Source organism: Cypionkella sp. (genome assembly GCF_028290025.1).
GTDB lineage: Bacteria > Pseudomonadota > Alphaproteobacteria > Rhodobacterales > Rhodobacteraceae > Cypionkella.
The window spans coordinates 18,181-31,786 of record NZ_JAQGKQ010000056.1; the positions used below are offsets into that span (position 1 = coordinate 18,181).

The 13,606-nt window shown below is 60.0% G+C and carries 12 protein-coding genes and 1 riboswitch; of the genes, 10 read left to right on the forward strand and 2 right to left on the reverse strand.

Annotated features, from left to right (window positions below):
- Nucleotides 1-48 precede the first annotated feature (48 nt).
- From JWS10_RS09695 to JWS10_RS09740, 10 genes are all read left to right on the forward strand, one after another.
- On the forward strand, nt 49-1,650 hold the full coding sequence (locus JWS10_RS09695; protein WP_299506785.1) for an acetolactate synthase large subunit: 1,602 nt from the start codon (nt 49-51) through the stop codon (nt 1,648-1,650).
- A 161-nt stretch (nt 1,651-1,811) separates the two neighbouring features.
- Entirely contained in the window at nt 1,812-3,155 is a 1,344-nt protein-coding gene (locus tag JWS10_RS09700; protein WP_366943530.1) for an MATE family efflux transporter, read from the forward strand.
- 111 nt (nt 3,156-3,266) lie between these two features.
- A riboswitch (glycine riboswitch) is annotated at nt 3,267-3,359 on the forward strand.
- 120 nt (nt 3,360-3,479) lie between these two features.
- Nucleotides 3,480-4,631 (forward strand): glycine cleavage system aminomethyltransferase GcvT, encoded by a 1,152-nt coding sequence (gene gcvT / locus JWS10_RS09705; RefSeq protein WP_299506788.1) that lies wholly within the window; start codon nt 3,480-3,482, stop codon nt 4,629-4,631.
- Nucleotides 4,632-4,640: 9 nt separating this feature from the next.
- The gene (gcvH, locus tag JWS10_RS09710) at nt 4,641-5,000 is read left to right on the forward strand and encodes a glycine cleavage system protein GcvH (RefSeq protein WP_299506791.1); all 360 of its coding nucleotides are present in this window, start codon (nt 4,641-4,643) and stop codon (nt 4,998-5,000) included.
- A 92-nt stretch (nt 5,001-5,092) separates the two neighbouring features.
- The gene (gene gcvP, locus JWS10_RS09715; protein ID WP_299506793.1) at nt 5,093-7,930 is read left to right on the forward strand and encodes an aminomethyl-transferring glycine dehydrogenase; all 2,838 of its coding nucleotides are present in this window, start codon (nt 5,093-5,095) and stop codon (nt 7,928-7,930) included.
- Between the two features lie 183 nt (nt 7,931-8,113).
- Complete coding sequence (locus tag JWS10_RS09720) at nt 8,114-8,824, forward strand: AzlC family ABC transporter permease (RefSeq protein ID WP_299506796.1); 711 nt, start codon at nt 8,114-8,116, stop codon at nt 8,822-8,824.
- Nucleotides 8,814-9,128, forward strand: a complete 315-nt coding sequence (locus tag JWS10_RS09725) for an AzlD domain-containing protein (protein WP_299506798.1) — start codon at nt 8,814-8,816, stop codon at nt 9,126-9,128. The genes JWS10_RS09720 and JWS10_RS09725 overlap by 11 nt, the downstream gene beginning before the upstream one ends.
- Before the next feature lie 60 nt (nt 9,129-9,188).
- Nucleotides 9,189-9,509 carry a DUF3775 domain-containing protein gene (locus JWS10_RS09730; protein WP_299506800.1) on the forward strand — a complete coding sequence of 107 codons (321 nt, stop codon included), beginning with the start codon at nt 9,189-9,191 and terminating at the stop codon, nt 9,507-9,509.
- Nucleotides 9,510-9,583: 74 nt separating this feature from the next.
- Nucleotides 9,584-10,954 carry a histidine kinase gene (locus tag JWS10_RS09735; protein WP_299506803.1) on the forward strand — a complete coding sequence of 457 codons (1,371 nt, stop codon included), beginning with the start codon at nt 9,584-9,586 and terminating at the stop codon, nt 10,952-10,954.
- A complete protein-coding gene (locus JWS10_RS09740) occupies nt 10,951-11,586 on the forward strand; it encodes a response regulator transcription factor (protein ID WP_299506806.1) in 636 nt (211 codons plus the stop codon). Before JWS10_RS09735 ends, JWS10_RS09740 begins: the two co-directional genes overlap by 4 nt.
- A gap of 12 nt (nt 11,587-11,598) precedes the next feature.
- On the opposite strand, the gene rimO is transcribed toward JWS10_RS09740, so the two are convergent.
- Together rimO and JWS10_RS09750 are read right to left on the reverse strand one after the other, a co-directional pair.
- Complete coding sequence (gene rimO, locus JWS10_RS09745) at nt 11,599-12,993, reverse strand: 30S ribosomal protein S12 methylthiotransferase RimO (RefSeq protein WP_299506809.1); 1,395 nt, start codon at nt 12,991-12,993, stop codon at nt 11,599-11,601.
- A 230-nt stretch (nt 12,994-13,223) separates the two neighbouring features.
- Nucleotides 13,224-13,606 (reverse strand): YetF domain-containing protein (locus JWS10_RS09750; protein WP_299506812.1); only part of this gene is annotated, 383 nt, incomplete at its 5' end.

The following is a 13,606-nucleotide window of genomic DNA, read 5'->3' on the forward strand; positions in this document are numbered from 1 at the left end:
GCCAAATTGCCCGCGCCGCAGCATTTTTATACCGATCAGGGGGACAACATGACGGGAAATCAGCCAGACGCACCGCAAACCGGCGCCGAAGCGCTTGTGCGCACTTTGATCGCGGGAAACGTAGACACCTGTTTTGCCAATCCCGGCACAAGCGAGATGCATTTCGTCGCGGCGTTAGACCATATCCCGGGTATTCGTTGCGTTTTGGGCCTCCAGGAAAACACCGTCACCGGAATGGCTGACGGATACTTTCGCGTCACCCGACGTCCTGCGGTGACGCTGCTGCATTGTGGGCCCGGCTATGCCAACGGCATTGCCAACCTTCATAACGCGCGCCGAGCAGGCAGTGGTATCCTTAACATCGTTGGCGACCATGCGATTCCGCATGTGGTGCATGACAGTCCGCTGACGTCGGACGTTGATGCATTGGTCGGGGCTACGTCGCAGTGGCACGCTTTTGGCTCTGACCCGGCTCGGATCGGAGCGGACGCCGCGCGGGGACTCGCGGCTGCGTCAGATGGCTATGGGCAGGTCGCCTCGCTTGTTTTACCCGCAGATGTGTCGTGGACTTTGGGCGGTGTTGCCGCTGTGCCCGCAGCGCCGCAAAAGCCGCGGCCTTTCGATCCGTTGGCGGTGAGGAAGGTGTCGCGCGCGCTTCGGTCAGACCGCAAGGTCTTGATCATCCTTGGCACTCCGGCTGTGGTGCCGGAACTTCACACTTTGCTGATGGGGCTGGCACGAGACACCGGTGCCGTCCTAATGGGTAGCCCGCTGATTTCGCGAATGCCGATGGGACGCGGACGTTTGGCAATGCCTGCGGTGCCGTATTCGGTCGATGTCGCGATTGAAACACTAAAGCCTTATGACGTTGTTGTACTGGTTAACTGTCCGCCGCCAGTTGGATTTTTCTTATATCCGGGTCGCCCTAGCCTTGTTCAACGCCCCGATGCCGAGGTGTTGGTTTTGTCGCGGGAAAATCAAGACGCGGCCGCAGCTTTGGGCGCACTGGTTGCAGAGCTGGGCATTGGCCCCGCCGAAGTGCCCACCGTCGAAGGCAGCATTCCAGAAGTATCGGGCCCGATCACGCCCGAGGGTTTTGCAGCGGTCGTGGCGCGGCAGCTGCCAGCAGATGCCATCGTGATTAATGAAGCCTTGACGCTCGGCGGCGGCTTTGCCGCAGTAGCCCCGTTCATGGCACCGAGCGATTGGCTAACGGTGACGGGGGGTGCCATCGGTGGGGGTATTCCGCTCGCAACAGGTGCGGCTGTGGGGGCCCAAGCCATGGGCCGCCCCGACCGCCGCGTGGTGACACTGCAGGCCGATGGTTCTGCGGCTTATACGCTGCAAGCGCTATGGACCCAAGCGCGCGAAAATTTGCCCGTGACCACATTGCTTTTGAACAATCGGTCCTATGCCATCTTGCTGGACGAGTTCAAAAAGGTTGGAGCAAACCCCGGCCCTACGGCGGCAAGCATGATGAACCTCGACCGCCCGGCGATTGATTGGAGCGCACTGGCGCGCGGCTTTGGTGTGGCGGCGGCCGTCGCGACGACATTAGAGGAGTTGGATATTGCCTTGGCGCAAGCGCTTGCACTTGACGGCCCGATGTTGATCGACGTCCAGTTCCCGGCAAGTAGAGCAGAGCAGTAACTGCATATTGCGGCCGGGACATAGCTGAGGCCGCTTAAAACCCAAGCGCGCCAAGGGTTGAACCTTTTTGGCAACAGGTGCAAGTCTGCGGCCTGCTCGTTGGGGCGGAGTTCGGGCAATTGAGAAAAGGCTGCGGCAAGGTAACTTTCCGCAAGAAGGTCATGGCAGAGCAAGATGTAACGACTGCGGCGAAATCAGGCGTTGTGCAGAAGGCAAAATTTGTCGAGGGCAACCTGTTCCGCCATATCACAGTGATGTCGCTGACCAATTCCGTCGGGCTTATGGCGATTTTTGCGGTCGATCTGATCAACATGGTGTTCATCTCCATGCTGAACCAAGAGGATATCACGGCGGCGGTGGGCTATGCTGGGGCAATTTTGTTCTTCACCACGTCGTTTGGCATCGGGTTGTCGATTGCGGTATCTGCCCTCGTGTCGCGGGCAGCAGGGCAACGCAACCTTGTGCTGGCGCGTGGAAAGGCGACCAACGGCATGATTTTGGGCATTCTGTTCGGGATCGTCTTTGCCGCCGTGGTCTGGGTGTTTTTGCCGCAGATTGTCACGCTGATTGGGGCTGTGGGCAACACGCATACGATGACGGTGCATTTCCTGCGCATCGTTATTCCGGCGCAACCGTTCCTGATGGTCGGGATGATTGGCGGTGCGATTTTGCGCAGCCATGGTGATGCCAAACGCGCGATGGCTGCGACTTTGTGGGGGGCTTTCGCCAATGCGGTGCTCGACCCGATTTTGATCTTCGGGCTGCACATGGATTTGACCGGTGCGGCCATCGCCTCGGTGGTGTCTCGGATCGTGATTGCCGGAGTGTCACTGGTGCCGGTGATCCGGCATCACGGCGGCTTTGATCGGCCGAGCGTGGCGGGGCTGAAGGCCGATCTGTCGCCGGTCTATGCCATTGCTGGCCCCGCGATTTTGACGCAAGTTGCGACGCCTTTGGGTCAGGCGATGGTGACACGCATGGTCTCGGGCTACGGCGAAGCGGCCGTGGCTGGCATGGCGATTGCGGGGCGGCTTACTCCGGTCGCGTTGGGCGTGATTTTCGCGCTGTCGGGCGCGATTGGGCCGATTATCGGGCAGAACTATGGAGCCGGACGGATGGACCGGGTGCGGCGGACGTTTGTTGACGGGTTGATCTTCACGGCGCTGGTGGTGGTGATCGTCACGGTCATCCTGTTCGTGCTGCGCGCGCCGATTGCGGATCTATTCCATGCCCAAGGGCTGACCCGCGATCTGGTCTACCTGTTCTGCGGTCCGCTGTGCCTGCTGTTCTTCTTCAACGGCGCGATTTTCATGGCGAATGCTGCCTGCAACAATCTGGGTCGCCCGCTGATGTCCACGCTGATTAACTGGGGCCGTCATACCATCGGCACGGTGCCGTTCGCGTGGTGGTTCTCGCAATATTGGGGTGCGCCGGGAGTGTTGATCGGGCAGGCTTTGGGCGGGGTGATCTTTGGAATCCTTGGGTGTGGCTGGCGTATCGGATGATACTGGCCACTCCATCGCGCATTTGACCGAGGTTATTGTTGTCGTTAAATCGCTCCATACTGTCGCATTCTTTTCACTTGCCAGCCGGGTTCTGCTCGCGTTAGCTAAAAGGTATCAGGATCGGGAGAATCCAGCAGGAAACTTCTGGTGCCGAAGGAGCAACCGCCCCGGTAAACTCTCAGGCTCAAGGACCGTTCTGATAACAGACTCTGGAGAGTGGCGCGTCCGCGTCCGCCGAAGGGATAACGATCTCAGGCGCCCAAATTGGGTAGGAACAGAGGGGGCATCGTGGGTGGGGGTTGGCCCCAGCCGATCGGTGTCGGTATGCGTTTCCGGCAGTATGGGGGCGATTTGAGCGAAGTTTTGTTAAACTTGGGTCTGCATGATCTGCATGTGGCTTTGGGCGGCAAGATGGTGCCGTTTGCGGGCTATGAGATGCCGGTGCAATATCCGGCGGGCGTGATGAAGGAACATCTTCACACGCGTGCGGCGGCTGGTTTGTTCGATGTCAGCCACATGGGGCAAGTGATATTGCGCCCTAAATCCAGCTATGAGGCACTGGCTTTGGCGTTTGAGGCGCTGATGCCGGTGGATGTGCTGGGGCTGGCAGAGGGCCGCCAACGCTATGGGCTGTTTACCAACGAAAGCGGCGGCATCCTTGACGATTTGATGTTTGCCAATCGCGGCGATCATATTTTTGTCGTCGTCAATGCCGCCTGCAAAACCGCCGATATCGCGCATATGCGGCTGTACTTGGGTGATGAGGCCGAGATTATTCCGGTTCTAGACCGTGGCTTGCTGGCGCTGCAGGGGCCGCAGGCCGAGGCTGCCTTGGCGCGTCTGCTGCCGGAAGTTGTGGCGATGCGTTTCATGGATGTGGCGGTCTTGCCGTGGCAGGGGGCGGAGTTGTGGATTTCCCGCTCGGGCTACACCGGCGAGGATGGTTTTGAGATTTCGGTGCCGGGGGCCATCTTGCTCGCCTTCGCCGAAGAACTGTTAGATCAGCCCGAAGTGATGCCGATTGGACTGGGCGCGCGCGACAGCTTGCGGCTCGAAGCGGGGCTTTGTCTTTATGGCCATGACATTGATACCACGACTAGCCCGGTTGAAGCGGGCCTGACATGGGCAATCCAGAAGGCGCGTCGGGCGGAGGGCGTCCGAGAGGGTGGCTTTCCGGGGGAAACGCGCATCTTGCAGGAACTCGCCGAAGGGCCAGAGCGTTTGCGCGTGGGCCTGCGCCCGGTGGGTCGAGGGCCGATGCGCGAACATACCGATCTTTTTGCCGAGGATGGCACACCATTGGGCGAAGTTACTTCTGGCGGCTTTGGCCCAAGTGTCGAGGCTCCGATTGCGATGGGCTATGTTGCCCGGGCTTTTGCCGCGATTGGCACGCCGCTCGAAGGCGATGTGCGCGGCAAACGCTTGGCCGTCAACGTGGTCGCAATGCCGTTCCACCCCACAACCTACAAACGCTGAAGGTGCAAGATGAAGTATACCAAAGAACATGAATGGCTGCGCGTCGAGGGCGATGTGGTGGTGGTGGGCATCACCGAACACGCAGCAACCGCCTTGGGCGATGTGGTGTTTATCGAGCTGCCGGAAGTGGAGACAGTGGTCGCTGAGGGTGACGAGGTTTGCGTGATCGAAAGCGTCAAAGCCGCGTCGGATATCTTGTCGCCCTTGGATGGTGAGATCGTCGAGGTCAACACCAAGCTGGTCGATAATCCTGGTTTGGTGAACGAGGATCCAACCGGGGTAGCTTGGTTTTTCAAGATCAAGATCGACGATATGTCGGTGCTCGATGCCTTGATGGACGAGGACGAATACAACGACCTGATCGGCTGATTGATCGGTCAATCTGGCCGCCAAGGCTTTGTTCTAACGTGAAAAGTGGACCCTTGCGAACGGGTTTGAATCTTGCATCCTAAGGGGGCACTATGACCTTTACTCCTGTTGACTATGATCCCTACGACTTCGCCAACCGCCGCCATATTGGCCCCTCGCCATCGGAAATGGACGAGATGATGAAGGCCGTCGGCGTTGCCAGCCTTGATGCGTTGATTGACGAAACCGTGCCTGCCTCAATCCGCCAAAGCATTCCGCTTGGATGGGCGCCGCTGTCTGAGCATGATCTTTTAGCGCGGATGCGGGCGGTGGCTGGCCGCAACAAGGTGATGACCAGCCTGATCGGGCAGGGCTATTACGGCACGGTGACGCCGCCTGCGATCCAGCGGAATATTCTGGAAAATCCGGCGTGGTATACCGCTTACACGCCCTATCAGCCCGAGATCGCGCAGGGGCGGCTAGAGGCGTTGTTGAACTATCAAACCATGGTGGCCGATCTGACCGGGCTACCAGTGGCGAATGCGTCGTTGTTGGACGAGGCGACGGCGGCTGCAGAAGCAATGACGATGGCGGAGCGGGTTGCAAAGTCTAAAGCGAAAAAGTTTTTCGTGGACGAAGGGTGTCACCCTCAAACCATTGGCGTGATCCAGACCCGAGCGCATGCTTTGGGAATTGAGGTGATGATCGGCGATGCTGAAACGTTGCAAGCGGATCAGGTGTTCGGCGCGATTTTCCAATATCCCGGCACGTGGGGCCATGTCCGCGATTTAACGCCGTGGATTGACGCCTTGCACACGGCGAAGGCGATTGCCGTGGTGGCGACCGATCTGCTGGCTTTGTGTATGTTGCGCGAACCGGGGGCGATGGGGGCGGATATCGCCGTCGGCTCTAGCCAGCGTTTTGGCGTGCCGATGGGCTATGGCGGGCCACATGCCGCATTTTTCGCGTGCAAGGATGAGCATAAACGCCAGATGCCGGGGCGGATTGTTGGGGTCTCCATCGACTCGCACGGCAACAAAGCCTACCGGCTTGCGCTGCAAACCCGTGAACAACATATACGGCGCGAGAAGGCGACTTCTAACGTCTGCACGGCGCAGGCTTTGCTGGCCGTGATGGCGAGCATGTATGCGGTGTTCCACGGGCCGTTGGGGCTGCGGGCGATTTCGGAGCGGGTTCATTCGCTGACGGTGCGGCTGGCAAAGGCTCTGCGGGATGCCGGCGCAGAGCTGCCGCAGAAGCAGTTTTTCGACACGATCACCGTGAATGTCGGCGTTGGGCAGGCGGGGATTTTGGCAGCTGCGCGGTTGGAGGGGCTGAACTTTCGCAAGGTTGGGCGTGATCACGTCGGGATTTCGCTGGACGAGACCAGCAACGAGGATGTGCTTCGACGGGTGCTGCGGGCGTTTGGCATTCAGGATTCGCCGCCCGCGAAGGCCGAGCTGGGCTTTGACGAGGCTATGCTGCGGCAGTCGGAATATCTGACGCATCCGGTGTTCCATATGAACCGGGCGGAGTCGGAAATGATGCGCTACATGCGGCGGTTGTCGGACCGTGATCTTGCGCTGGATCGCGCGATGATCCCGCTTGGGTCTTGCACCATGAAGCTGAACGCGGCGGCGGAAATGATGCCGATCACTTGGCCGGAGTTTGGCAGCCTGCATCCCTTTATCCCCGCCGATCAGGCGCTTGGCTACCGCGAGGCGATTGAGGACTTGTCACATAAACTGTGCGAAATCACCGGCTATGACGCGTTCTCGATGCAGCCGAACTCCGGCGCGCAGGGGGAGTATGCCGGGCTGTTGACGATTTCCGCCTATCATCGCGGGCGCGGAGAGGGGCATCGGCATGTCTGTCTGATCCCGGTGTCGGCGCATGGCACCAATCCCGCAAGCGCGCAGATGGCGGGGATGGAGGTTGTGGTGGTGAAAGCCATGCCAAATGGCGATGTGGACGTGGAAGATTTCCGCGCCAAAGCGGCTGCGGCGGGCGACAAGTTGGCGGCTTGCATGATCACTTATCCCTCGACGCATGGGGTGTTTGAGGAAACCGTGCGGGATATTTGCCAGATCACGCATGAGTTTGGCGGGCAGGTTTATCTCGATGGCGCGAATATGAATGCGCTGGTGGGGTTGGTGAAACCTGGCGAGATCGGCTCGGATGTCAGCCATTTGAACCTGCACAAGACGTTTGCGATCCCGCATGGTGGCGGGGGGCCGGGGATGGGGCCGATCGGGGTGAAGTCGCATCTCGCGCCGTATTTGCCGGGGCATTCCGAAACGGGCGGTGAAGGTGCGGTTTCGGCGGCACCTTATGGCAGCGCTTCGATTCTGCTGATCTCTTGGGCCTACTGTCTGATGATGGGGGGCGAGGGGCTGACGCAGGCGACGCGGGTGGCGATTCTGAACGCCAATTACATCGCGGCACGGTTGAAAGGGGCTTATCCGATTCTGTTCATGGGCAACAAAGGTCGGGTGGCGCATGAGTGCATCTTGGATACCCGGCCGTTTGCCGAGGTCGGCGTGACGGTCGATGATATCGCAAAACGGTTGATTGATAATGGTTTCCATGCGCCGACGATGTCTTGGCCGGTGTCGGGGACGTTGATGGTGGAGCCTACGGAATCCGAGACCAAGGCCGAGATTGATCGCTTCATCACGGCGTTGCTGGCGATCCGGGCGGAGATTACGGCGGTGGAGAACGGCGAGATTTCCAGCGAGGACAGCCCGCTGCGGCACGCGCCGCATACGGTGGAAGATCTGGTCGCGGATTGGACTCGGAAGTATCCGCGCGAGCAGGGTTGCTTCCCGCCGGGGGCGTTCCGGGTCGATAAATATTGGCCGCCGATTGGGCGGGTTGATAACGTGTATGGCGACCGGAATTTGATCTGTATTTGCCCGCCGTTGGAGAGCTATATGGAGGCGGCGGAGTGATGCTCCCAACTTGGGAGCTTTTAGAGATGGTTGGTTTCAATGGCTTAGGGTGGTCGATTTAACGCTTTGTTAACATCTGGCCGCTTTTGCTTCTGAAGCGGCCAGTTTCTTTTGGCAGGTGAGCGGCGGCAAAAACGGCGGGCTTAAGTTGACCAAATCTGCCGAACCGCTTAGCAATTAGCGATGAATACAGACGCTCCGAAAACCAGTTTCACTGCAGGCGTTGTCACCGCCTTGCCGATCGCTTTGGGGTATTTCCCGATCGCGTTTTCGTTCGGGGTGGCGGCGACGCGCGCCGGCCTGAGTGGCTTGGAGGCGTTTGGTTTGTCGCTGATTATCTATGCCGGGGCGGCGCAGTTTCTGGCGCTGGCGCTGATCACTGGCGGCGCTCCGCTGCTGGTCTCGGCGTTCACGCTGGTGGCGATGAACATTCGGCATGTGCTTTATGGTCCGGCGTTAATCAAACGGGTCGGGCCAGAGGCGCGCACAAAATATGCGTGGGCGTGGGCGTTTGGGCTGACCGATGAAGTGTTTGGCGCGGCTTTGGGGGCTTTGGCGCGCGGCAAGGTGGCCTTTTCAGAGGCGTTTATGTTTGGGCTGGGTCTCACGGCTTATGCCTCGTGGCTGTCTGGCACGGCGCTGGGCGCGTTTGCGGGCGGGGCTGCCTTGCAAGAATATCCGGTGATTGATGCGGCTTTGGGTTTCATGCTGCCCGCGTTGTTTTTGGCGCTGCTGCTGTCGATTTTGTCCAAGGCGCAACTGCCTGTAATTGCGATAGCGATGGCCGTTACGGTCGCTGTGACGTTTGCGTGGTCGGGCACGGCTGGCATCTTATCTGGCATGGTCGCGGGCGCGCTGACCGGGCTCTTGGTGAGGCGCGGCGATGCGGCTTGAGATTTTAAGCCTCGCCCTGATCGTCGGTCCTTGCACTTGGGCATTTCGGTTTTTCCCAACCAAAGCCGACTTATCCGGCATCAAACCGGATGGGATTTTAGCGCGATTTCTGGCCTCAACTGGACCTGCGGCGATTGCGACGTTGTTTGTAGCCTCTGCGCTGCCCATGCTAAAAGGCGGCGTGCCGTTGCCGCTGGTGATTGGCACGCTGGCGGTGTTGGCGGTTTATGGCGCAAGCCGATCTGTGGTTGCGGCGACGCTGGCGGGGTCGGTCGGTTATGGGCTGGCGGTCTGGCTGCTTTAAAGCATACTCTGCGGCAACGTCCCGCGCTCGCGTGGTTTACGATGGTAACAGGAGACGAATATGTTAGAGATTGCCCCGGCTAAAGTTGTTGAAATCATTTATCTTTCTCGCGAAACCACTGCTTCGGCGGCGGCCGAGTTGCGGGGTTTACTTGCCGGATTGAATGTGGATGAAACCTCGCATCTGACCGCATTGGCTTGGGTGGGCCGCGGCACCTACACGGCGGAAGAATTCGGCGCGGCGGTCGTAGTGGCGCAAGTTGAGGCGACCGCACCGGCAGTGGAATATCTGTTGGGTATGACCGATCTGGCAGAAAATCTAGAGGCCGGCTTGGAAGAAATGGGCATCGATGTGACCCGCGAGGAAGAAGATCTACTGTAAGTTGCAGGGTTCATCGTTGGGCTAAACAAGCCGGGGCTATAGCCTTAGCAACGAGACGCCGAATGGGGACACGGATGGCGAGGGTCGATTTCGGCGCATGGTCCAGACTGTCGCTGGCGCGTCAGTTCGCGTTGGCGGGCGGCGTGGTCATGTTGGTATCGGCTGGGTTTGGCGGCTATTTCGTAGCCAACCGCATTGAAGAAGTCGTGGTGCGCAACACCGCCAATGCGACTGCGCTTTACATGGAAAGTTTTATAGCACCGCTGACGCAGGATTTGGCGCAGCGCAGCGATTTATCCGAGGAATCGCGGCTTAAAATCGGTGAGCTGTTGGCGGATACCGCCTTGGGTAAGCGTGTGGTCAGCTTTAAAATCTGGCGACCGGGCGGGCTGCTGGTGGATGCTTCAAACCTTGCGGTGGTCGGGCAACGCTTTCCGCCCACCGAGAACCTGAAGAAAGCCTGGGGCGGCGAAGTCCGCGCAGATTTCAACGACACTCAAGATGAGGAGGACGCGGCCGAGCACGCCTTGGGCATCCCGCTGCTGGAAATTTACAGCCCGATCCGTGAGATCAAATCCGGCAAAGTCATCGCGGTGGCCGAGTTTTATGAGGTCGCCACGCAGTTGAAGCAAGACTTGGCTTGGGCGCGGGCGATGGGCTGGCTGACGGTGGCGGGGGCGATGGCCCTGATCGCCGCCAGCTTGTTTGCGGTGGTTTTGCGCGGCAGTCGCACGATTGATCGGCAGGTTGCGGCGTTGAAAGACATGGCGGCGGGCAACCTTGCGCTGCGCTTGCGGGTGCAGAGCGCGTCGGCGCGATTTGCCTCGGTCAATGATCAGGCGTTGCGGCGGATTGGCGCCGATCTGCATGACGGTCCGGCGCAGTTGATGGGCTTTGCGGCGCTGCGGCTGGATGCGTTGCAGGGTCAAGTTTCGGGTGCTGCGGCAGATGATCTGGCGGCTGTGCAGCGCGCGGTGAAGGATTCGATTGTCGAAATCCGCAATATCTCCAGAGGCTTATCGCTGCCCGACATAGAGCACAAGTCGCTGGAGGATATTCTGCGCGGTGTGGTCGAGGCGCATATCGCGCGCACTGGCACTCCGGTTGAGGTGGATTTTGCGGCGGTGGGGGCCCTGCCTGCGGCGGTGAAAATCTGCTGTTTTCGCTTCGTGCAGGAAGGTCTGAACAACGCTTGGCGGCATGCAGAGGGTCATGGGCAAGCGGTGCATTTGCGGCGTGACGGTGATGTTCTGGTGCTGTCGGTGCTGGATCGCGGGCCGGGTTTGGCGCAGTTGCCGGAGCCTGTGGGCGATGATGCGGGGCTAGGGCTGGCCGGATTGACCGACCGGGTTGAAAGCCTTGGTGGCCATATCAGCTTTGCCAACCGTGCAGACGGGCCGGGGGCCGAACTGTGGATGGAATTGGATTTGAGGGGGGCGGCATGAGCAATATTCGTCTGGTTCTGGCGGATGATCACCCGATCTACCGCGACGGCGTGGCGCGGACACTGGCCGATGCGGGCATCTTAGTGGTGGGTCAGGCCCAAGATGGCGAGGCTGCGGCGCGGCTTTGTGCCGAGCTTGCGCCCGATTTGGTGCTGCTCGATATTTCGATGCCAAAAGGCGGCGGCATTGGCGCCCTGACCAAGATCATGCAGATGGAAAAGCCGCCTTTGGTGGCGATGCTGACCGCGTCGGAGGATGAGGGCGATCTGATGACGGCGCTGAAACTGGGGGCGGCGGGCTATATCCTGAAGGGCGTCGGGGCGAGCGAACTGGTTGACCTCGTGCGCGATCTGGTGGCAGGGCGGTCTTATGTCTCGCCCGGTCTGGCTGGACGATTGCTGGTGGCGTTGCGTGGTAAGCCTGCGGGAGAGCCCAATCCGCTGGCCGATTTATCGCGCCGCGAGGAGGGTATTCTGCGGCTGGTGGCGACCGGGCTTTCCAATAAAGAGGTCGGGCGCAAACTCGATATTCAAGAGAAGACCGTCAAGCACTACATGACCTCAATCCTGCAAAAGCTGCATGTGCGCAATCGGGTTGAGGCCGCGATGCTGGCGCGGGCGCATTTGAAATGACGGGTTAGCGAGTTAGACCCGCTGCCCCCATAGGTCGTATTCTCCGGCTTCCTCAACGGTGACCGTGACCATATCGCCGGGTTTGAGACCCTCGAAATCCTCATCAATGAACAGGTTGCCGTCGATTTCCGGCGCATCGGATTTGGTGCGGCAGGTGGCACCCTCGTCATCGACTTCATCAACGATGACTTGGATGGTGTTGCCGACTTTCGCCGCGAGCTTGGCCTCGGAAATCGCTTGCGCTTTCTCCATGAAGCGATCCCAGCGGTTCTGCTTGACCTCATCTGGGACATGATCGGGCAGATCGTTGCTACGCGCACCGGCGACGTTTTCGTATTGAAAGCAGCCAACGCGGTCGAGTTGCGCCTCGTCCATCCAATCGAGCAGGGTTTGAAACTCAGCCTCGGTTTCGCCGGGATAGCCGACGATGAAGGTGCTGCGCAGGGTGATATCGGGGCAAACGGCACGCCACGCGGCGATTTCGTCCAGCGTTTTGGCAGCGGCAGCGGGGCGGGCCATGCGTTTCAGCACGCCTGGATCGGCATGTTGGAACGGGATGTCGAGGTAAGGCAGGATCAGCCCCTCGGCCATCAGCGGGATCAGTTGGCGGACATGCGGGTAGGGGTAGACGTAGTGCAGGCGGACCCAGGGTTTGGTGTCGCCGCCGAGATGCCCCATCGCGCGGGCGAGGTCGGTGATATGGGCGCGGACTTCGCCACCCTTCCACGGGGACAGGTCATGCTTGCGGTCTACCCCGTAGGCGGAGGTGTCTTGGCTGATCACCAGCAGTTCGCGGACGCCGTTTTCGACCAGCTTTTCAGCCTCGCGGAGGATGGCATGAGCGGGGCGGGATTGCAGCAGGCCGCGCATGTCGGGGATGATGCAGAACTTGCATTTGTGGTTACAGCCCTCAGAAATCTTCAGGTAGCTGTAGTGGCGCGGGGTCAGGCTGACGGCTGAGGCGGGCAGCAGATCAATGAACGGGTCTGGCTTGGCGGGGACGGCTTTGTGGACGGCATCGAGCACCGCCTCGTATTGATGCGGGCCGGTGACGGCGAGAACTTTCGGATGCGCACCGGTAATGTATTCGGGTTCGGCACCGAGACAGCCGGTGACGATGACGCGGCCGTTCTCGGCGAGGGCCTCTCCGATTGCCTCCAATGATTCCGCCTTGGCGCTGTCGAGGAAGCCGCAGGTGTTGACGATCACGGCGTCGGCACCCTTGTAATCGGGGCTGATCGCGTAGCCCTCGGCGCGCAGGCGGGTGAGGATGCGTTCACTGTCCACAAGAGCTTTTGGGCAGCCGAGGCTAACCATGCCGATTGTGGGCTGGCCGGGGCGGATCATTTCGCTGAAACTAGGTTTCGGGGCGAGGTCTGGGCGGAGATTTGGCGGATTTTGCGACATGGGAGGGGGTATATATGGAAACGCTGTCTGGCGGTAGGGGGGTGCCCGCGCGTGGCCAGAGGGGCGTTGGAGGGATTTCAACGGGTTAGGAGGGGGGTGTTAAGGATTTTTTAGGGATTGTGGGGAGATTGCCGTCCGCGGGGTTTTGCACCCCGCACCCCGCAGAATATTTTGCGCGCAGAGGATGGGCAAATTTTAATCAAATTGTAGCGGTCAGCCCCGACCGTGCATCATTGCCAAGCGGGTGCCATCTGGGCTGCGATGCGGGTGCGCGCACCACGTTCGGCACAATCATCCTGAGGCGATGCCAAAGTGCCGCAATTGTTGCAGCACAGGTCTGCGCGGTTTTCCGTAATCACCAATGCGCCTTCCACCGGTGGCACGATCGGCAATCCCAGCACCGGGGTTTCCAACGGAAAGATTGACACCTGACCAGATGGCTCCAGATACACATGCTTGACCGAGCCGAGGTTTTGCACGCCACGCAGACGCAGCAACTCCATCAGTTCCAGACTGCCCAACTTGCGGGCTTGCAGGCCGGAGCACAGGATGACGCCATCGCGCAGCACCTCGGTCGGGTGCCCGTCGATCACCTCTTTGGCGGTGTGATAGC